Source organism: Sphingobium sp. SG1 (assembly GCF_057063145.1).
In genome coordinates this window covers 37,526-57,934 of the sequence record NZ_JBVVOJ010000011.1, presented here as the reverse complement: position 1 = coordinate 57,934, position 20,409 = coordinate 37,526, and the positions used below count along the sequence as shown (strand labels likewise).

Genomic DNA, 20,409 nt, shown 5'->3' with positions numbered 1-20,409 from the left:
TAGCGATCAGGCGCGCTCCAGTGCCTCGCCCACTTCGCCGCCGGCCGCCTCCAGCAGCCGCCGCTCCAGAGTCTGCAACCGGGCCTTGCTCTCGATCTTCCCGCCCAAGAGGTCGGTGACGTAGAAGGTGTCGACCGCGCGCTCGCCATAGGTGGCGACATGGGCGCTGTGGACCGTGACCTTCGACTGGAACAGGGCATTGGCCAGGCTGAACAGCAGCGCCGGCCGATCGCGGGCATTGACCTCGATCACGGTGAAGCGGTTCGACGCCTTGTTGTCGATCAGCACATTGGGCTCGATGCGGAAGGCTTCGGCGCGGGTGCGGGGCAGCGGGCGCGCTTCCAGCTTGGTGATCATGCGGTGGCGGTTGGACAGGGAATCCTCGATCGCTGCCTTGATCCGCGCCAACTGCTCGGGACTGTGGAAGGCGCCGCCCAGCGGATCCTGCACCAGGAAATTATCGATAGCCACGCCATCGCGCGTCGTATGGATGCGCGCGTCGATGATATTGCCGCCAGCCAGATGGATGGCGCCGGCAATGCGGTAGAACAGGCCCGGATGGTCGGTCGCATAGACGGTGACCAAAGTCGCGCCACGCTGGGGATAATATTGCGCGGCGATCGACAGCGAGGAGTCGCCCGCTTCCAATATGTGCCGGGCATTATGGACCAGGATATCGTCCGGTTCGGCGATCCAGTAGCTTTCGGGCATGCGGCCGCTGAAGGCGGCGAAGGTCGCCTCATCCATGCCCAGCGCCTCGCGCAGCGCCTCCTGCTTGGCGGCGACCCGCTCGCTGCGGCCCTTCTGCTTGTGGCCCAGGCGCAGCACTTCTTCGGCCGCGTCATAGAGGTCGCCCAGCAACTGCCGCTTCCAGCTGTTCCAGACGCCCGGCCCCACCGCGCGGATATCGACCACGGTCAGGCATAGCAGCAGGCGCAGTCGCTCGGGGCTCTGCACCACTTCGACGAAATCGAGGATGGTCTTGTAGTCGGCCAGGTCGCGCTTGAAGGCGGTGGCCGACATCAGCAGGTGATAACGCACCAGCCAGGCGACGGTCTCGGTCTCGGCGGCGGTCAGGCCCAGGCGCGGGCAGAGATGCTCCGCCACTTCCGCGCCCAATATGCTGTGGTCGCCGCCGCGCCCCTTGGCGATGTCATGCAGCAGCACCGCGACATAGAGCACCCGGCGCGACAATATCTTGCCCATCAGCTCGGTCGCCAGCGGATGATCGGTCGCCAGTTCGCCTTTCTCGATCCGGGCCAGCAGGCCGACGGCGCGGATGGTATGCTCGTCCACCGTATAATGATGGTACATGTCGAACTGCATCTGCGCCACGACGCGGCGGAAATCGGGGATGAACCGACCGAACACGGTGGACTCGTTCATCCAGCGCAGCACCGTTTCCGGGTCGCGCGGGCTGGTCAGCACATCCATGAAGGCGGCGTTGGCGCGTGCGTCCTTGCGCACCTTGGCAGTGATCAGGCCAGCGTCGCGGCTGGCCGCGCGCATCGCGCTCGGATGAATCTGCAGCCCATGCCTGTCAGCCACGGCGAAAATCTCGACCAGGCGGACCGGATCGGCCTGGAAGAAATCATCACTCGGCAGCGCCAGCCGCCCGCGATCCAGCACGAAACCATCCAGCTTCTTGGGCCGGCGAAAGATGGACGGAATATAGCGGCGTCCGCGCTCGGCCAGCTGGTCGTCCAGATGCGCCAGGAACACCGCGGTCAGGTCGCCGACTGCCTTCGCATTGAGGAAATAATAGCGCATGAAGCGCTCGACCCCGGATCGTCCGGCCCGCGCGGTGAAGTGCATGCGCGTCGCGGTTTCCAGTTGCAGGTCGAAGGTCAGCCGGTCCTCGGCCCGCCCCGTGATCATGTGCAGGTGACACCGCACCGCCCACAGGAAATCCTCGGCCTTCTGGAACTGGCGCAGCTCGCTCTGCGTCAACAGGCCGACATCGACCAGTTCGGCGACCGATTTCACCCGGTTCACATATTTGCCGATCCAGAACAGCGTGTGCAGGTCGCGCAGGCCGCCCTTGCCTTCCTTGACATTGGGCTCGACGACATAGCGGCTGTCGCCCATGCGGCGGTGGCGCTCGTCGCGTTCCTCCAGCTTCTCGGTGACGAAGGTGCGGGCGGTGCCCTGCATGATCTCGCTGTCGAAGCGGACAGCCACTTCCTCGTAAAGCGCCCGGTCGCCCCACACATAGCGTGCTTCCAGCAGGGCGGTGCGCACGGTGAGGTCGGCCTTGGCCATCCGCATCGTCTCGTCAATCGACCGGCTGGAGTGGCCGACCTTCAGCCCCAGATCCCACAGCGAATAGAGCATGGATTCGATGATCTGCTCGGTCCAGCCGGTCGGCTTCCAGGGGGTGATGAAGCCGATATCGACATCGCTGTGCGGCGCCATCTCGCCCCGGCCATAGCCGCCGACGGCGATCAGCACGATCCGCTCGCCGGTGCTGCGGTTGCCGGCGGGATAAAGATGATGGGTGGTGGCATCGTAGAGCAGCCGCAAGATCTGGTCGATCAGGAAGGCAAAGGCCGTCACCGCCTCGCGCCCGCGCGTCGGCTTGGCTTCCAGCCGGCGCGCAACATCCTCGCGGCCATGCTCCAGGGCGGCCTTCAGTTCCTTGACGATCAGCCCGCGCAGCTTGATCGGATCGCCCCTGTGCTCCTGCGCCAGGGCGTTGATGCTGTCGGAAATCGCGCGCCGGTCAATGATCGCGCGGCGCGACCCCAGGCTGGGGAACTGCATGACCATGGCTCTCGTCTACTCGTGGTGACTGGCGGCGGCCAGTTGTTTCAAACGATATATGTGATCGAGTGCCTCACGCGGGGACAGTGCGTCGGCATCGATACCATCCAGTGCGTCGCGCAGCGGATCGACCACCTCTTCGACCTGCGTCGCGACGCTGGCGAACAGCGGCAGGTCGTCCAGCCCTGCGGCAATGCCGCCGGTCTTCGCCTTGCCTGCCTCCAGCCGGCCCAGCACATCCTTGGCGCGCTTGAGCACCAGGGGCGGCAAGCCGGCCAGCCGCGCCACCGCCAGGCCATAGCTGCGATCGGCCGGCCCTTCGGCCAGTTCGTGCAGCAGCACCAGGTCGCCCTTCCATTCGCGCGCCCGCACATGGTGCAGCGACAGCGCATCGAGCGTTTCAGACAGGCGTGTCAGTTCATGATAATGGGTGGCGAACAGGCAGCGGCAGCGATTGACCTCATGCACCGCCTCGACCACCGCCCAGGCGAGCGCCAGCCCGTCATAGGTGGATGTGCCACGCCCGACCTCGTCCAGGATGACGAAGCTATGCTCGGTCGCCTGCGCCAGGATCGCCGCGGTCTCGACCATTTCGACCATGAAGGTCGACCGGCCGCGCGCCAGATTGTCGGAGGCGCCGACCCGGCTGAACAGCCGGTCGACCAGGGTCAGCGTCGCCGATTCCGCCGGTACGAAGGCGCCGGCCTGGGCCAGGATGACGATCAGCGCATTCTGCCGCAGGAAGGTCGACTTGCCGCCCATGTTCGGGCCGGTGACCAACCATAGCCGGTCGGTCGCGACCAGCCGGCAATCATTGGCGACGAAGGGCTGGCCCTGCGCGCGCAGCGCATCCTCGACCACCGGATGGCGCCCGCCGACAATGTCGAGGCAGGGGCCGACCTCATCCTCGACCACGAAATGGGGGCGTTGCCAGCCGCCTTCGGCCGCCCGTTCGGCCAGTGCGGCGGCAACGTCCAATCGAGCGAGCGCATCGGCGGCGCGGGCGATGTCGGCCTTGCGGTCCAGCACCGCCTCGATCAGCGTTTCGAGATGGGCGGATTCCGCCACCAGCGCATGGGCGCCGGCCTGCGCCACCCGTCCGGCCTGCTCATGCAGGTCGATCGAGTTGAAGCGCACGACCCCGGCCAGCGTCTGGCGATGGGTGAAGCCGCTTTCGGGCTGCATCAGTTGGTCGGCGGCGCGGGCCGGCACCTCGACATGATAGCCCAGCACGCCATTATGGCGGATCTTGAGCGCGCTGATCCCCGTCTGCTCGCGATATTGCGCCTCCAGCGCGGCGATCGCGCGGCGGCCGTCACCGGCCAGGCGACGCAGTTCGTCGAGCGCCGGGTCGAAGCCGTCGGCGATATAGCCGCCATTATTGGTTTCGGTCGGCGGGCTGGGCACCAGTGCGCGCGCCAGCGCATCGACCAGCGCGCCATGCCCGTCGAGCGCCGGCAGCAATTGCGTCAGCAGCAGTGGCTGATCGGCCAGCCGCCCCAACCGCTCGCGCAGCAATCGCGCTTCGCCCAGGCCGTCGCGCAATTGGCCGAGGTCACGCGGACTGCCCCGCCCCACGGCGACACGGCCGAGCGCACGGCCGATGTCGGGCAGCGCCCGCAGCGCCGCACGCAACTGACTGCGCAGCGTCGCGTCATCATGGAACAACTGCACCAGGCCCAGCCGCGCGTCGATCAGCGGCGCATCCATCAGCGGCGCCGACAGATCCTGCGCCAGCAGCCGGGCGCCGGCCCCGGTGACGGTCCGGTCGACCGCCCCCAGCAGGCTGCCCGCCCGCGTGCCGCCGGTGGTCGCGACGATTTCCAGGCTCTCGCGCGTCGCCGCGTCGATCGCGACATGGGCGCCGCTGGTCTTGCGGAGCGGCGGCGCCAGGAAGGGCAGCGTGCCCTTCCCCGCATGATCGAGATAGGAAATCAGCCCGCCCATCACCGCCAGTTCGGCGCGACTGAACTGGCCAAAGCCATCCAGCGTCGCAACCGCGAACAGGCGCTTGAGCGCGTCTTCAGCACGGGTGCTGGAAAAGGCCGCCTTGTCGAACGGATGGCTGTTGGCGACCTCCAATGTCGACCCTTCGGCGATCACCACTTCGCTCGGCCGCAACCGGGCGAGTTCGGCGGGCAAGTCGCCCGCCCGCACCGTCATCGTCTCGAACCGGCCGGTCGAGATGTCGGCGGCGGCCAGGCCCAGCTCGCCTTCCCCACCGGTCTGGGCGAGCGCCACCAGCATATTGTCGCGCCGGCTGTCGAGCAGGGTTTCCTCGGTCAGCGTGCCGGCGGTGACATAGCGGACGATGGCGCGTGCCACGAGCGCCTTGCCGCCCCGTGCCTTGGCCTCGGCCGGCGTCTCGGTCTGTTCGGCGATGGCGACGCGATGGCCGCCCTTGATCAGTCGGGCCAGGTAGGATTCGGCGCTATGCACCGGCACGCCGCACATCGGGATCGGCTGCCCGGCATGTTCGCCACGGCTGGTGAGCGCAATGTCGAGCGTCGCGGCCGCCATCTTGGCGTCATCGAAGAAGAGTTCGAAGAAATCGCCCATGCGGTAGAAGAGCAGGCAATCCTGCGCCTCTGCCTTGAGGGTGAAATATTGTGCCATCATGGGGGTAGGCTGGGTGGTGGTGGAGGTCGAATTGGCCATGGGGCAAGCGGATAGCCTGATCGCTCCGCTGAAACCAGAGCTTCGCCAAAGGGCAGGAAAATTGCGCTTCTCGCACTTGCCCACAAGATAATCTTGCCGCTAGGGCGGCGCTATTGTTCCATTATGTGGGTATCGCGATGACCGAAAAGTCAAATGTGGAATTTTCCGAGCGCGAGGCGCTGTTCTTCCACGCGACCGGCCGCCCCGGCAAGATCGAGATCATTGCCTCCAAGCCGATGGCGACGCAGCGCGATCTCTCGCTCGCCTATTCGCCTGGCGTCGCGGTGCCGGTGCGCGCGATCGCCGAAGATCCGGCGACCGCCTATGATTATACCGCCAAGGGCAATCTGGTCGCGGTCATCTCCAACGGCACGGCGATCCTGGGTCTTGGCAATCTCGGCGCGCTGGCGTCCAAGCCCGTGATGGAGGGCAAGGCCGTCCTGTTCAAACGCTTCGCCGATGTCGATTCCATCGACATCGAGCTGAAGACCGAGGATGTCGATCGCTTCATCGACGCGGTCGAACTGATGGAGCCGAGCTTCGGCGGCATCAACCTTGAGGATATCAAGGCGCCCGAATGCTTCGTCATCGAAACGACGCTCAAGGAGCGGATGAACATTCCGGTCTTCCATGACGACCAGCATGGCACCGCGATCATCGCGGCGGCGGGCGTCATCAATGCCGCGCTGCTCACCGGTCGCGACATGAAGGACATGAAGGTGGTGGTGAACGGCGCGGGTGCCGCCTCCATTTCCTGCACCGAGCTGATCAAGGCGCTGGGCGTCCCGAACGAAAACGTCATCATGTGTGACAGCAAGGGCGTGATCTATCAGGGCCGCACCGAGGGCATGAACCAGTGGAAGTCGGCCCATGCGGTCAAGACCGACGCGCGGACCCTCACCGAAGCGGTCAAGGGCTCCGATGTGTTCCTCGGCCTTTCGGTCGCCGGCGCCATGTCGCAGGATATGGTCAAGTCGATGGCGGCCAACCCGATCATCTTCGCCATGGCCAATCCCGATCCGGAAATCCTGCCGCCTGATGCCCATGCGGTTCGTCCCGACGCGATCGTCGCCACCGGCCGCTCGGACTTCCCCAACCAGGTCAACAATGTCCTGGGCTTCCCCTTCATCTTCCGCGGTGCGCTCGACGTGCGGGCGACCGGCATCAACGAGGCGATGAAGCTGGCCGCCGCCAAGGCGATTGCCGATCTGGCGCGCGAACAGGTGCCCGAGGAAGTGGCCAAGGCCTATGGCCGTTCGCACAGCTTCGGCCCCGACTATATCATCCCCGCGCCGTTCGATCCGCGCCTGATGGAGGTGGTGCCGGCCGCCGTCGCCCAGGCGGCGATGGATACCGGCGTCGCACAGAAGCCGATCGCCGACATGGCCGCCTATCGCGATTCCCTGAAGGCGCGGCTCAATCCGACCACCTCGGTTCTCACCAGCGCCTATGAACTCGCCAAGGCCAATCCCAAGCGGGTCGTCTTTGCCGAGGCGGAAGAGGAAGTGGTGCTGCGCGCCGCGATCCAGTTCCGCGAACTGGGCTATGGCATCCCCGTGCTGGTCGGCCGCGATCATGTGCGCGACAAGCTCAGGGAACTGGGTGTCCGGGATCCCGACAGCTTCGAACTGCACAACAGCGTCAATTCGCCGCTGGTGCCCGAGATGGTCGATCTTCTCTATACCCGGTTGCAGCGGCGCGGCTATCTGCGTCGCGACTGCGAGCGGATGGTCAATCGCGACCGCAACATCTTCGGATCGCTGCTGGTGAAGATGGGCGTGGCCGATGCGATGATCACCGGCGTCACCCGGCCCTATGGCCAGACCCTGCGCGAGGTGAAGCGGGTGATGGACCCGGCGGCGGGCCGCACCCCCTTCGGCATCCATGTCATGGTGACCAAGGACAAGACCGTCTTCCTGGCCGACACCACCGTCCATGAACGGCCTTCCGCGTCCGAACTGGCCGACATTGCCGAGGGCACGGTCGCGGTTGCGCGGCGCATGGGCCATGACCCGCGCGTCGCCTTCCTTTCCTATTCCAATTTCGGCAATCCGCCCGGCGCCTTCCTCGACAATGTGCGCGACGCGGTGAAGTTGCTCGACCAGCGCGACGTCGATTTCGAATATGAAGGCGAAATGACGCCGGACGCGGCGCTCAATCCGACCGTGATGAAGAACTACCCGTTCAGCCGCCTGTCCGGCCCGGCCAATGTGCTGGTCATGCCGGGGCTGCAGTCGGCCAACATCTCGGCCAAGCTGCTGCGCGAACTGGGCGGGACGTCGATGATCGGGCCGGTGCTGGTCGGCATGGAAAAGTCGGTGCAGATCGCGACCATGTCGTCCAACGCGTCGGAACTGCTGACGCTGGCCGTGCTGGCCGCCGGCGGCATCGCGCTCTGATGATCGTGGCGGGGCACCAGCCCCGCCCCTATCCGCTACGACCGGTTGGTTTCTGACCGGTTTCGCTTGCCTTGCGCCATCGTCTGCTGGAAGACCATGGCATGAACAGCGCAACCATGATCGACAGTGCCACCTTCCGCCGCGTCCTGGGCCATTATCCGACCGGCGTGTGCGTCGTTACCGCGTCCGCCGAGGATGGCGCCCCGGTCGGCATGGTGGTCGGCTCCTTCACCTCGGTGTCGCTCGATCCGCCGCTGGTCGCCTTCTTCCCGGCCAAAAGCTCGGGCAGCTGGCCGCGCATCCAGCAGATCGGCCGCTTCTGCGTCAATGTCCTCGCCAGCGATCAGCAGCCGCTCTGCCGCCAACTGGCCGCACCTGGCCCCGACAAGTTCGCCGGCGTGTCGCACCGCGTATCCGACAATGGATCGCCCATCATCGACAATGTCGTCGCCTGGATCGATTGCAGCCTGCATGCCGTGCATGAGGCCGGCGATCATTATATCGTGCTGGGCGAAGTGGTCGCGCTGGAAGTGGAACGGCCCGACCGGCCGCTGCTGTTCTTCCAGGGAAATTATGGCGAATTTTCGCTGCTCGCATGAGGAACGGGCGGCGCGACGCCGTCTGATCGGGCAAGAGGGCAAGAAAAAAGGGGTAAAGCTCGTTAAAAGGCCGTAATGATCCATACATGGGTCAGAAACATCACGGCTCCTTAACCTCTGCCGTCTATCATCGTCCCCATTCCGGATCGGACTGATCATGACTGCGCTGCTCATCACCATCGACACCGAATTGTCCGCAGCGCTGCACCAGCGCGGCGTCGGTCTTGAGCAGAATCTGCGCCAGTCGATCTGGGGTGATACGGCGGCCGGTGCTTTCGGCATCGGCTGGCAGATGGACCTGATGGACCGTCATGGCCTCAAGGGCGTCTTCTTCCTCGATCCCCTGCCGGCGTTGATCCACGGCCCCGCCTTTCTCCAGCCCATCGTCGCGGCCATCGTCAGTCGCGGGCATGAAGTGCAGCTCCATCTGCACAGCGAATGGCTGGCCTGGGCCAAAGATTCGCCGACCGAAGGGCGACAGGGCCGCAATATCGGCGATTTCAGCCTGGCCGACCAGATCACCCTCCTCGGCCTTGGCCGCGACCTGCTGGAACAGGCGGGTGCCCCGCGGATCAGCGCGTTTCGGGCCGGCAATTTCGGCGCCAATGACGACACGCTGCGGGCGCTGGCGGCGATCGGCATCGGCTGGGACAGCAGCGTCAATCCGGCCTATCTCGGCCAGGGCTGCGGCATCAGCATGGATGCCGGCCAGATCGGCGCGGTTCGCGCCCAGGGGCTGGTCGAACTGCCCGTGTCGGGGATTGCTGACCGCCCCGGCCATTTCCGCCCGGCACAGATCTGCGCCATGTCGGCCGCCGAAATGCGGGCCGGCATGCGCCACGCCGCGCAGGAAGGTCATGATGCCTTCGTCATCGTCACCCATAGTTTCGAAATGCTCTCGCGCGATCGGATGCGCCCGAACCGCACGGTGATGCGCCGGTTCGAGCAATTATGCCGGACTGCCGCCGCGACGCCGGACATACGCCCTGCCGGCTTTCACGATCTTTCCTCGACCTTGGCCGATGCCCCCGCGCGCACGCTGACCCGCGTGCCGCCCAACCGGCTGCGCACCGGCCTGCGTGTCGCGCAACAGGCCTGGGCGACCTGGCGCTACGAACATCGGCTGGTGCCTGCGTGAGCCGCCTGCCCTGCGCGATCGTCATCGGCCTGGAAAATGCGATCAGCCTGGCCATTGTCCGGGAACTTGGCCGCCATGGCGTGCCGGTCCATGGCGTCGGGCCGGCAAGCGGGATCGCGGCGGCATCGCGCTATTGCACGGACAGCACCGATCGGCCGTCAGGTCCGGCGGCCGATTGGCTGCCCGACCTGATCGCCCGGACCGGGGCCCGCGCCGTCTTCGCCATTTCGGAGACCGATCTGCTCGATCTGGCGCTGCTGCCGCCGATGATCGGCGATTGCCATATATTGGTCCCGCGCGCCGAAGCGCTCAACCAGGTGATCGACAAGCGCCGCACCCTCGCGGTCGCATCGGCGCAGGGCCTGTTGATACCGCGAACCTGGCAGCCGATGGCCGGCGACGATTTCCAGGCCCATGCCGCATCCATGCCCTATCCGCTGGTCGCCAAATGGGCCAACCCGCCGGCGGTTATGCCGTTGCTCGAGCGGGCCGGGCTGGAATGGATCAAGGCGGAATATGTGCGGACGCCGGATGCGTTGCAGGCGCTGCTCGCCCGCTATCGTCCGGTCGGTATCTGGCCGATGATCCAGCAATATTGCAGCGGCGTGGGCCTGGGACAGATGCTGTTCATGGCCGATGGCGATGCGACGCTGCATTTCCAGCATCGCCGCCTGCACGAATGGCCGCCCGAAGGGGGCGTATCGACCCTGTGCCGTGCCGAACCGCGCGACCGCCACGGGCCACAGATGGCATTGTCCGAACAATTGCTGCGGGCGCTCGGCTGGCAGGGGCCGGCCATGGTCGAATATCGCTATGATGCAGCCAGCGGTCATTATTGGCTGATGGAGGTGAACGGTCGTTTCTGGGGCAGTTTGCCGCTGGCTGGCCATTGCCATGCCCATTTCGCCTGGGAAGCCTATCGCCGGGCGGTGCTGGGTGAAACGGATGCGGCGCCCCTGCCCCGTGATACACTGCGCGCCCGCTACATGGTGCCGGAAACCAAGCGCCTGCTGCGATTGCTGATGGGCGGAAAGATCGCCGACCCCTTCTTCCGGGCCAGCCCATGGCGCGACCTTGCCACCTATCTGCTGGGCTTCCTCGACCCGCGCATGCGCTATTATGTCTTCAGCTTCAGCGATCCCCGGCCGCTGCTGCGCGATCTGGGGCAGATCGTCAGGAAGGCGTTGCGCCGGGATAAGTCCTGACCAGCGCCGTCACCGCCTGCTCGATCCGCAGCAGGCAATAGGCCATGTAGCGATCATCCAGGCCATAGGGATCGTGCAGATGCGGCATTATCGGCTGTGTCCATGTGCCGAGCAACTGGCGTGGCAGGTGCGACAGGCGCGGATCGGCAGCCAGTCGATGCAGTTGCCGCACTTCCATCGCCAGCAGCAGGTCGCCCGGCTGCGGCTGATAGTCGGTCCTGTCGAGCGCCTTGTGGGCAGACAGGTCATGGCCCAGGGCCTGCGCCGCCGCGATTGCCGGATCATGGGCCGGTCGTCCGGTGGTGGTCGACAGGCCGAAGGAGGCCGTGCGGGCGCCGGCCTTGCTGGCCACCACATCGGCAAAGGCGCTGCGACAGATATTGCCCTGGCAGACGAAGACCAGCCGACGCACCTCGGCCGGGTCTGGACGCAGCGTGGCCGATTGCCCCAGCGCGAGCTGCGGATAGGACAGGGCCAGGCGCACCAGACCGCGAAATGTGCCGAACCGCGCGTTGATCATGCGACGGTGCCGATGGGGAGCAGGGAATCCATTGAAAGGGCCTTAGCCCAAACAGGTTGCGATTTCCCTCCCCCTGTGGCTAGCCGCAAAGATGCGATCAACAAAGGACAGTCCGCAGGGAAGCGATTCCACCATTGCCGATGTCGCCGCTGCGGTGGGCGTCTCGATCCGAACGGTATCACGGGTTCTCAACCAGTCGCCCAAGGTCAATGCGGAAACCCGCGAGCGCGTCCAGAAGGCGATTGCAGCGCTCAACTTCCGTCCTTCCATGCGCGCCCGTGCCTTCGCGATGGGCCGCTCCTTCCTGATCGGCATGGTCCATAATGACCGCAATGCGCTGGTGCTCGACGCCGTGCAGCGCGGCATAGTCGGCGAAGCGGGCCGGCGCGGTTATGAACTGGTGGTCCATCCCACGCCGATGGATGCCGCCGCCTCGGTCGAGGATGTGCTGCAATTCGTCCGTCGCTCACGCACCGATGGTCTGGTGGTGCTGCCGCCGGTATCGGGCATTGCCGGCCTGCCCGAAGCGCTGGCGCGCGAGCATATCCCCGCCGTTGCCCTGTCGGCCCTGCCGATCACCGGCTATGCCGATGTGATCCTGTCGCCCGAGCGCGAGGCGGCCGCACAGGTGGCGCGCTATCTCCTCGATCTTGGCCATCGCCGCATCGCGATGGTCGGCGGTCCGGCCAATGCCATTTCCGCGCAGGAGCGCCGGGCTGGCTTTGTCGAGGCGCTGGCCGCCGCCGGCGTCACTTTGCTGGACGAGGCGGAGGGCGATTATGGCTTCCAGTCGGGCCTTGCCGCCGCAGAGCGTTTCCTGTCGCTGCCAACTGCGCCCACGGCGATCTTCGCCGCCAATGACGTCATGGCTGCCGGCGTCCTCAAATGCGCCGGAATCAAGGGCATTGCCGTTCCGCAGTCGCTGTCGGTCGTGGGCTTCGACGGCAGCCTGCTGTCGCATGTCGTGTCGCCGGCGCTCACCACCATCTGGCGCCCCTTTGGTGATATGGCGCGGATCGCGACGCAGCAGCTGATCGACCGGATCGAGGGGCAGGCCGTGACCGCCGAACTGCCCCCGCCGCTGCGCCTGGTGGAGGCGGAATCGAGCGGTCCCGCCCCCGCCTGACCGATCAGAGCCGATAGGCGCGGCGCACCAGGCCCACGGTCAGTTCCTGCGCCAGCTCGGCCGCTTCCCAGTCGGCCAGCCGATGTTCGGCGACCAGTCGTGCCAGGAAGGCGCAGTCGATGCGGCGGGCGACATCATGCCGCGCAGGGATCGACAGGAAGGCGCGGGTGTCGTCGTTGAACCCGACCGTATTGTAGAAGCCGGCGGTCTCCGTCGTCATCTCGCGGAAGCGGCGCATCCCTTCCGGGCTGTCATGGAACCACCAGGCCGGGCCCAGCCGCAGGCACGGATAATGGCCGGCCAGCGGCGCCAGTTCGCGGGCATAGGTGGTCTCGTCCAGGGTGAAGAGGATGATGGTCAGGTTAGCGTCGTTGCCGACCACGTCCAGCATCGGCTTCAGGGCACCGACATAGTCGGTGCGCATCGGGATGTCGGCGCCCTTGTCGCGGCCATGGCTGTGGAACAGCGCGGCATTATGGTTGCGGCAGGAACCGGGATGGATCTGCATCACCATGCCGTCGGCCTGGCTCATCTTGGCCATTTCGGTCAGCATCTGGGCGCGGAACAGTTCGGCATCGTCGGCATCGGCCGTGCCGCCGACGATCTTCGCGAACAGCGCCTCGCACTCCACGGTCGACAGATTGGCGGTGCGCGGCGTCGCAAAGCCATGGTCGGTCGCGGTCGCACCCATGGCGCGGAAATCGGCGCGCCGCTTGGCATGGGCGGCCAGATAGCCTTGCCAGCTTTCGACATCCTCGCCGGTCATGTCGCCGAAGCGGACCAACGCGTCGCGAAATTCCTCATGCTCGGGGTCGATCACCGAATCCGGGCGATAGGTGGTGACCACCCGCCCCTGCCAGCCGGATTCCCGGATCGCCTGATGATGACGCAGATCGTCGTCCGCGCCTTCGGTCGTCGCCAGCAATTCGATGTTGAAACGCTCGAACAGCGCGCGTGGACGGAAGGCGTCGGTGGCGAGCGCCGCGTTGATCGCATCATAGACCTGGTCGGCGCTCTGCGTGTCCAGCGCCATGTCCAGCCCGAACACTTCGGCAAAGACATGGTCCAGCCACATGCTCGACGGGGTGCCCCGGAACAGGTGATAATGGCTGGCGAACAGGCGCCATGCTGCGCGCGGATCGGTATCGGGCAGGCCGCTACGATGCGGCACGCCCAGATCGTCCAGCGCGATGCCCTGCGAATAGAGCATGCGGAACAGATAATGGTCGGGCGCCAGCAGCAGTTCGGTCGCGTTGGACCAGGGGGCATTGGTGGCGAACCAGGCCGGGTCGGTATGGCCATGCGGGCTGATGATCGGCAGGTTGGCGACCTCGGCATAGAGCGCGCGGGCGATCGAACGGGTCGTGGGATCGGCGGGGAACAGGCGGTCGGGCGACAGGGTAAGCGGATGCATGGCGATCTCCTTGTCCGCCGGTTACCGCCTTGTGCCAACGCTGGCAATGGCCTATTCCAAACCCATGTCGATCCTTGCCGAAACCGCCCCGCTGCTGGCCCTTCAGGTCGCGCCCGAAGATGATGTCGCCGTCGCGCTGCACCCGCTGGAGGCTGGGCAGACGGTGCGCGTCGGCGCGGCCGATGTGCCGTTGCGCGATCCGGTTCCGGCCGGGCACAAGTTTGCGCTCCACGATATTGCGGCCGACGCGTCGGTCCGTCGCTATCGCGCGCCGATCGGCCTGGCGACGCGGGCTATCCTGGCCGGCGAGCATGTCCACAGCCATAATCTTCACACCGCGCTTTCGGGCGAACTGGCCTATCGCTTCACCGGCGCGCAGCTGCAGCCGCTATCCCCGACGGACCGACCCGTCCCGCATTTCCGTGGCTATGTCCGCGCCGACGGCAGTGTCGGCACCCGCAACGAGATCTGGATTCTTCCGACCGTCGGTTGTGTCGGCCGATTGGGTGAGCGGCTGGCGATGAAGGGGGCGGCGCTGGCGGAGGGGCGTATAGATGGCGTCCATGCCTTCAATCACCCCTTTGGTTGCTCGCAACTCGGCGCCGATCTGGACGGCACGGCCGCGATTCTCGCCTCTCTGGCGCTCAATCCCAATGCCGGCGGCGTATTGCTGCTCGGGCTGGGCTGCGAGTCCAATCAGCTCGATGCGCTGCTGTCGCGCATTCCGCCCGATCGGCGCGCCCGGCTGCGCACCGTCCGCGCGCAGAGCGAAAGTGATGAGTTCGAGGCTGGCATGACGGCGCTTGCTGAACTGATCGATCTCGCCAGCGCGGATCAGCGACAGGATGTGCCGCTTTCGGCGCTGCGTTTGGGGGTCAAATGCGGTGGCTCCGATGCGATGAGCGGGCTCACCGCCAATCCGCTGATCGGCCGCATGGCCGATGCCGTGGCGCAGGCGCAAGGCAGCGCGATCCTGACCGAAATCCCGGAGATTTTCGGCGCGGAGACGCTGTTGATGCAGCGCGCCGAGAATGAGGCCGTGTTCGATCGGCTGACGCAGGTGGTCAATCGCTTCAAACGCTATTTCCTCGACCATGGCGAACCGGTGTCGGAAAATCCGAGCCCCGGCAATATTGCCGGCGGCATCACCACGCTGGAGGAAAAATCGCTGGGTGCGGTGCAGAAGGGCGGGATTGCCACTGTGACCGACGTCATCGACTATGGCGACCGGATCAGCCGCACCGGCCTCACCATATTGGAAGGCCCCGGCAATGATGCCGTGTCGACCACGGCGCTGGCGGCGGCTGGCGCAACCCTGACCTTATTCTCGACCGGTCGCGGCACGCCGCTCGGCAGTCCGGTGCCGACGGTCAAGATCGCGTCAAACAGCGCGCTGGCCGATCGCAAGCCGGGCTGGATCGATTTCGACGCCGGACGCGTCCTGCAGGAAGGGATGGATGCCGCGGCCGATGCGCTGCTGGCGCATATCGTCGCGATTGCCAGCGGGGCGCCGGCCCGGAACGAGGTGAATGACGAACGCGCCATCGGCATCTGGAAGCGCGGCGTAACCCTTTAGTTTTTCGCCCAAGGATCAATGGGCGTTGCGGCGAACCGTCCGTGCGGGACCGGAGGACGCCGGCAGAATAAGCCCGGCGCCGCGCCATCAGGCGGGCACCGGGCCAGTTCCTCAGCCGTTCAGCTTGTCCTTGACCGCCTTGGCGGGGGTGAAGCCGAGCTTCTTGGAGGCAGCGATCTGGATGGTCGCGCCGGTCGAAGGATTGCGGCCTTCACGGGCGGCCGACTCCTTGACCTTGAACTTGCCGAAGCCGTTGAGCGAGATTTCTTCGCCCTTGGCAGCAGCATCGGCGATCGCGGCAAACACGCCATCGACCAGCTTGCGGGCATCGGCCTTGGTGATGTTGTGGGCCGAAGCCAGGGTGTCGGCGAGGTCGCTGTTGTTCATGGAATAGGCTTTCCTTTGTTGTTGGCGCGCATTGCATAGCTGGCACGAAAGCCAAGGTCCATCGGTCCTGAGCGTCCGATTGCGCTTAAAAGTGCGGTTAATGCGGCGTTTCAGACGCTTTGCGCATGCGCGCATGCCAACCGGCCGGTCAAAGGCCGATATTGCGGCCTGAGCGGCCGGATCATCATCAATGTAAAGGTGGCGGAGACGGAGGGATTCGAACCCTCGGTAGCCCCTTAAGGCTACGACGGTTTAGCAAACCGCTGGTTTCAGCCACTCACCCACGTCTCCGCACGAATTTGCCTACCGGAAACCGGGAGGCAGTGGCTAGGCGACGGGCTATAGCGACGGCTTTGATCCATGGCAACGGTCCAAATGTGCGATTTTTCATGCGGATTTGCACAATCGGATTCAATCTGGCTTAGAATCGACTCCGGTGGGCGTTCGTTCATTGTCGTTTCAGCTTGGCGACGGATAATCTGACGGATGTTTTCAAGAGCGGGCTTCGGGGAGTATCGGGTAATGATCGGCAGCATGGGGCGCACGGGCGCCCGCTTCGCACGGGTGGGTGCCCTGATGGCGGCGCTCGGCGGGCTTCTGCTGGCGCCGGTCGCCAGCGCGCAGATTCGCACGGTCGATCCCAACACGGCGATCGATTCCGATCTTGCGCCGCCGCCGGTCCAGAACAGCACGCCGACCGATCCCGGTGTCGACACCAGCCTGCCGCCGCCAGCCACTTCGACCGATTCTGGCACCTATAATGCCGCGCCCGCTGCCGGCGGGGCGACCGCCACCGGCGCACCGGTCACCTCCAATTCGCCGCCAGCCGCGATGGCGCCAGGCGAATCCTATCAGGAAGATGATCTGATCGGCGCGGCCGAAGGCGTGTTCGGCAAGGGGGCCGAGGGCCTGGCCGGCATCATCGAGAAGATCCTCAAGGATCAGGGCCGGCCCAACGCCTATATTTCCGGGCGTGAGGCGTCCGGCGCCTTCGTGGTCGGCCTGCGCTATGGTTCGGGCACGCTCAACCACAAGGTCGAGGGCAAGCGCGAAGTCTATTGGACTGGTCCGTCGATCGGCTTCGATGTCGGCGGCAATGCCGCCAACACCTTCGTCCTGGTCTATAATCTCTACGACAGTCAGGATCTCTACCACCGTTTCCCGGCGGCCGAAGGCACCGCCTATCTGGTCGGTGGCTTCACCGCCAGCTATCTGCGCTGGGGCAGCGTGGTGCTGATCCCGATCCGCCTGGGCGTCGGTTATCGCCTCGGCGTCAATGCCGGCTATATGAAGTTCAGCGAAAAGCGGACCTGGCTGCCCTTCTGACGGTCAGAGCAGGGAGAGCTGGGCGCCCGCGTCGCCGCTCTCCCCCGCTTCCCCCTCGCCTTCCAGATTGTGGACGCCCAGGCCCAGCAGCCGGGCGCCCATGCGCAGCGGCAATTGCGCCTTCAGCAGCGCGCGACCAGCATCCACCAATTGTTCGACCGACCGGACCGGCGCGGCAAAGCTGCGTGACCGGGTGATGATGCGGAAATCGGCGAACTTCACCTTCAACACCACGGTCCGGCCATAGGCCTGCGCCTTCTCGATCCGGGCCCACAGGCTTTGCGCGATCCGCTCGATCTCGCGCAGCAGCGCCTCCTCGGCGACAAGATCTTCGAAGAAGGTATCCTCGACGCTGACCGACTTGCGCTCCTGCCGCTCATGCACTGGCCGATCGTCCTCACCACGCGCGGCGCGATAATAGAAGAGCGCGCTGCTGCCGAAATGGGTCTGGAGGAAGGGCAGGTCGCGATCGCGCAGGTCGGCGCCGGTCTCGATCCCCAATTTGTGCATCCGTTCGGCGGTAACCGGACCGATGCCGTGAATCCGCCGCACCGGCATGCGCGCCATGAAGTCGGCGCCTTCCGCCGGCCGCACCACGCACAGCCCGTCGGGCTTGTTCTGGTCTGACGCCAGCTTGGCGATCAGCTTGTTGTAGGACACTCCGGCCGATGCGGTGAGGCCCGTTTCTTCCTGGATCAGCCGCCGGATTTCCCGCGCCACCTGCGTCGCCGATGCGATGCCCGGCTTGTTCTGCGTCACGTCCAGATAGGCCTCGTCGAGCGAGAGCGGCTGGATCATGTCGGTGAAGCGCGCAAAGATCGCGCGGATCTGGGCAGATACGCTGCGATAGACCTCGAAGCGCGGTTTCACGAACACCAGCTCGGGGCATAATCGCCGCGCTCTTGCACCCGGCATAGCCGATCGCACGCCGAATTTTCGCGCTTCATAGCTGCAGGTGGCGACCACGCCGCGCGGGCCGCCACCACCCACGGCGATCGCCTTGCCGCGCAGGCCGGGATCGTCGCGTTGCTCGACCGACGCATAAAAGGCGTCCATGTCGATATGGATGATCTTGCGCAGCGCGGGCGGCGGGGCGTCCATGGCCGGCCTTATGCCACCATAGGAACGAAAGGGAAACAGTTGGGCGTGTCAGGCCTTCTTCTTGCCCTTTTCATCCTTGGCCATGGCCAGCAGCGCGGCAAAGGGGCTGGCCTGATCCTCGGTCAGTACCCCGGCCTCGCGCAGATAGCTGTCGGCCTCCGGCGCGCGCGGATAGGGCTCCATCGTTAGCGCCACGGTTTCGGCCACCGCCTCACCCATGTCGATGACATTGCCGTCATAGCCGATCGTGTCGCAATCCTCCGCGTCCAGCTCCAGCTCCTCGCCCTCGGGCAGGTCGCCGCTCTCGGGTACGAAGCGCAGCAGGAAATCGGTGTCGATCGTCTCGGGCACCGGCAGGCCGGTGGCGACGCAGGGCTGGGCCAGGGTGGCGCGGACCCGACCGCGCGCCAGGATCGTGCTGCCCTCCGCGCTCAGCCGATAGTCCGCCTCCAGCCGGTCGAGCGCCAGCAGCGCAAAACGGCGCATCAGCGCAGCGCGCTCGCCCTCATCGGCGCTGATGGTCGCCAGGCTGTCACCCAGCTTGCCCAGCTGGTCGGCGCGCACGGGGCGCGAAAATTCGATCATGTCGCTCATCCAAGGTCTCCAGCCAGCAAGGCGTCGCGGGTCAGGCAGGCCAGCCTTGTCCAGCGTGCGCGCAGCGCGCCCTCGACATGGGCCAGGGCGTCCGTCGACGGGGCGTCACCGCGATACAGGTTTCGGCGCAGCGCATCCTCCAGATCGCCCTCCCCCGTCAAGGCCGCACGATAGGCCGCCAGTCGTCCGCCCAGCGCGCTCATCATCCGGCCGATATGCTTGCCGACGACAACATCGCCAATCCCTTCCTGACGCAGCTGGCCGTCCATGTCGTCGACGAACAGCTCGGTCAGCCACACGCTCTCCTGCGCCGCGCCCAGCGCCTCCAGCCGCATCAGCACCTGCGCCAATATCGCGACGATCATGTCGAACCGGCCATCCAGCGTATCGGGCACACCGCCCTGCAGATACCAGTGCGGCTGCCGTCCCTCGGCCACCACCGCATGATAAAGCGGCATCAGGCCCGCCTTCGGATCGTCGCGGCCCAGCAGGCGCTGGAGGAAGGAGGGACGGGATTGGGACATGGGTTGCCGTCTTTTCGTGATGGAATGTGGGCCAGCGGGCTTCGCGGGCGCGTGCGCCCCTTGCCGGGGCCTGCGCATTTCCATATTGATCGCTGGGCCGCCCGATGCAATGGCGGCTTTCTGTTTCTTGGGTTCGCGGGCCCGTCCCCGCAGGAGAAGACCATGCGCAAGTTTAGCCGCCAGTCCCGCCGCGGGCGTTTCCTGCTGGCTCTGGGCCTCGGCGCGATCGTGATCAGCGCATCGGGCTGTACCCGCATCCGCACGCATCAGGGCTATCAGGTCGACAAGCTGCTGGTGGACTCCGTCCAGCCCGGCATCGACAACCGTGCTTCGGTCGAAGGCACGCTGGGCCGTCCCAGCTTCGTCGCCCAGTTCGGCGAGCAGGACTGGTATTATGTGTCGCGCGACATGCGCTCGCTTGCCTTCTCCAACCCCAAGCCGGTGTCGCAGACCGTCCTGCATGTCCGGTTCGACCCGGCGGGCAACGTCGTCGCGGTCGATCGCATGGGCCTGGAGCAGGTCGCGCACATCTCGCCGACTGGCGACAAGACCCCGACGCTGGGCCGCCATCGCAGCCTGTTCGACGAGATTTTCGGCAATATCGGCGCGGTGGGCGCCATGGGTGCCGGCTCGGCCGGCGGCGCTGGTCCGGGCGGTGGCCCGAACGGCAGCTGAGGCTGGCCGCACTGCGAAGATATAGGCGCCGTCCTGTCCATCATGGACCGGGCGGCGTTTTTGTTCGGGCGGGATGAGCTGGCCAGCGGATCGACAGCGGTTCGACCTGCGATAGACACAAAAAAACCGCCGTTTCCGGCGGTTTTTGCTTCCTTCCTCACCGAAGGAAAAGTGGTGCCAGAAGAGCTTGATCGCTGGGCAGCTAAGCGGTTGATTTCGCGATAAAATCATAGACTTGCGAATTCGCCAAGGGCAGCATTAGCATGCTTTCAATTCGTGGAAAAGGCTGGATGAGAATGGACGCCATGATTTGGTCTCGCTTCTCACCCACGCTCTTGATGATTGCCTCACCTTCGAGGCGGAATCGGGTCGCTTCCTCGAAGCGCAAACCGGCAATCCGACTT

17 protein-coding genes and 1 tRNA gene are annotated in these 20,409 nt (G+C 65.7%); 9 read left to right on the top strand and 9 right to left on the bottom strand.

Annotated elements, in window-relative coordinates; translation table 11 throughout:
* Positions 1-6 precede the first annotated feature (6 nt).
* Both AC0KVN_RS20070 and mutS read right to left on the bottom strand, forming a co-directional pair.
* Positions 7-2,769 (bottom strand): [protein-PII] uridylyltransferase, encoded by a 2,763-nt coding sequence (locus tag AC0KVN_RS20070; RefSeq protein WP_017499419.1) that lies wholly within the window; start codon positions 2,767-2,769, stop codon positions 7-9.
* Positions 2,770-2,778: 9 nt separating this feature from the next.
* Positions 2,779-5,421, bottom strand: coding sequence for a DNA mismatch repair protein MutS (mutS, locus tag AC0KVN_RS20065; protein ID WP_483656362.1), 2,643 nt, complete (start codon positions 5,419-5,421; stop codon positions 2,779-2,781).
* A 137-nt stretch (positions 5,422-5,558) separates the two neighbouring features.
* Here mutS and AC0KVN_RS20060 point away from each other — a divergent pair, with 137 nt between their 5' ends.
* The 4 genes from AC0KVN_RS20060 to AC0KVN_RS20045 all read left to right on the top strand — a co-directional run bounded on the left by AC0KVN_RS20060 (position 5,559) and on the right by AC0KVN_RS20045 (position 10,762).
* A complete protein-coding gene (locus AC0KVN_RS20060; RefSeq protein WP_435567882.1) occupies positions 5,559-7,820 on the top strand; it encodes an NADP-dependent malic enzyme in 2,262 nt (753 codons plus the stop codon).
* Between the two features lie 101 nt (positions 7,821-7,921).
* The gene (locus AC0KVN_RS20055; protein ID WP_004209228.1) at positions 7,922-8,419 is read left to right on the top strand and encodes a flavin reductase family protein; all 498 of its coding nucleotides are present in this window, start codon (positions 7,922-7,924) and stop codon (positions 8,417-8,419) included.
* Positions 8,420-8,576: 157 nt separating this feature from the next.
* Entirely contained in the window at positions 8,577-9,557 is a 981-nt protein-coding gene (locus AC0KVN_RS20050; protein WP_435567883.1) for a polysaccharide deacetylase family protein, read from the top strand.
* Complete coding sequence (locus tag AC0KVN_RS20045; protein ID WP_435567884.1) at positions 9,554-10,762, top strand: carboxylate--amine ligase; 1,209 nt, start codon at positions 9,554-9,556, stop codon at positions 10,760-10,762. Before AC0KVN_RS20050 ends, AC0KVN_RS20045 begins: the two co-directional genes overlap by 4 nt.
* On the opposite strand, the gene AC0KVN_RS20040 is transcribed toward AC0KVN_RS20045, so the two are convergent.
* Complete coding sequence (locus tag AC0KVN_RS20040) at positions 10,731-11,282, bottom strand: arsenate reductase/protein-tyrosine-phosphatase family protein (protein ID WP_435567885.1); 552 nt, start codon at positions 11,280-11,282, stop codon at positions 10,731-10,733. The two genes, AC0KVN_RS20045 and AC0KVN_RS20040, sit on opposite strands and share 32 nt — an antisense overlap.
* A gap of 91 nt (positions 11,283-11,373) precedes the next feature.
* Here AC0KVN_RS20040 and AC0KVN_RS20035 point away from each other — a divergent pair, with 91 nt between their 5' ends.
* On the top strand, positions 11,374-12,408 hold the full coding sequence (locus tag AC0KVN_RS20035) for a LacI family DNA-binding transcriptional regulator (RefSeq protein WP_169862240.1): 1,035 nt from the start codon (positions 11,374-11,376) through the stop codon (positions 12,406-12,408).
* 4 nt (positions 12,409-12,412) lie between these two features.
* Here the strand turns inward: AC0KVN_RS20035 and uxaC are convergent, their stop codons facing one another.
* On the bottom strand, positions 12,413-13,822 hold the full coding sequence (gene uxaC / locus AC0KVN_RS20030) for a glucuronate isomerase (protein WP_435567886.1): 1,410 nt from the start codon (positions 13,820-13,822) through the stop codon (positions 12,413-12,415).
* A 46-nt stretch (positions 13,823-13,868) separates the two neighbouring features.
* Between uxaC and AC0KVN_RS20025 the strand changes: the two genes are divergently transcribed.
* Positions 13,869-15,398, top strand: coding sequence for a UxaA family hydrolase (locus tag AC0KVN_RS20025; protein WP_435567907.1), 1,530 nt, complete (start codon positions 13,869-13,871; stop codon positions 15,396-15,398).
* 111 nt (positions 15,399-15,509) lie between these two features.
* On the opposite strand, the gene AC0KVN_RS20020 is transcribed toward AC0KVN_RS20025, so the two are convergent.
* Together AC0KVN_RS20020 and AC0KVN_RS20015 are read right to left on the bottom strand one after the other, a co-directional pair.
* Positions 15,510-15,785, bottom strand: a complete 276-nt coding sequence (locus AC0KVN_RS20020) for an HU family DNA-binding protein (protein ID WP_004209236.1) — start codon at positions 15,783-15,785, stop codon at positions 15,510-15,512.
* Positions 15,786-15,984: 199 nt separating this feature from the next.
* Positions 15,985-16,076, bottom strand: a tRNA-Ser gene (locus AC0KVN_RS20015).
* Between the two features lie 231 nt (positions 16,077-16,307).
* Between AC0KVN_RS20015 and AC0KVN_RS20010 the strand changes: the two genes are divergently transcribed.
* Positions 16,308-17,111, top strand: coding sequence for a DUF1134 domain-containing protein (locus tag AC0KVN_RS20010; protein ID WP_435567887.1), 804 nt, complete (start codon positions 16,308-16,310; stop codon positions 17,109-17,111).
* Positions 17,112-17,114: 3 nt separating this feature from the next.
* On the opposite strand, the gene dinB is transcribed toward AC0KVN_RS20010, so the two are convergent.
* From dinB to AC0KVN_RS19995, 3 genes are read right to left on the bottom strand one after another with little or no spacing between them, the layout of a single operon-like run.
* Entirely contained in the window at positions 17,115-18,212 is a 1,098-nt protein-coding gene (gene dinB / locus AC0KVN_RS20005; RefSeq protein WP_435567888.1) for a DNA polymerase IV, read from the bottom strand.
* A gap of 48 nt (positions 18,213-18,260) precedes the next feature.
* Entirely contained in the window at positions 18,261-18,806 is a 546-nt protein-coding gene (locus AC0KVN_RS20000; protein ID WP_483656361.1) for a YceD family protein, read from the bottom strand.
* Positions 18,803-19,330 (bottom strand): ubiquinol-cytochrome C chaperone family protein, encoded by a 528-nt coding sequence (locus AC0KVN_RS19995; RefSeq protein ID WP_313393602.1) that lies wholly within the window; start codon positions 19,328-19,330, stop codon positions 18,803-18,805. The genes AC0KVN_RS20000 and AC0KVN_RS19995 overlap by 4 nt, the downstream gene beginning before the upstream one ends.
* 162 nt (positions 19,331-19,492) lie before the next feature.
* Here AC0KVN_RS19995 and AC0KVN_RS19990 point away from each other — a divergent pair, with 162 nt between their 5' ends.
* Complete coding sequence (locus tag AC0KVN_RS19990) at positions 19,493-20,005, top strand: outer membrane protein assembly factor BamE (RefSeq protein WP_004209273.1); 513 nt, start codon at positions 19,493-19,495, stop codon at positions 20,003-20,005.
* A gap of 42 nt (positions 20,006-20,047) precedes the next feature.
* Entirely contained in the window at positions 20,048-20,230 is a 183-nt protein-coding gene (locus AC0KVN_RS19985) for a hypothetical protein (protein ID WP_483656360.1), read from the top strand.
* Positions 20,231-20,409: the final 179 nt, after the last annotated feature.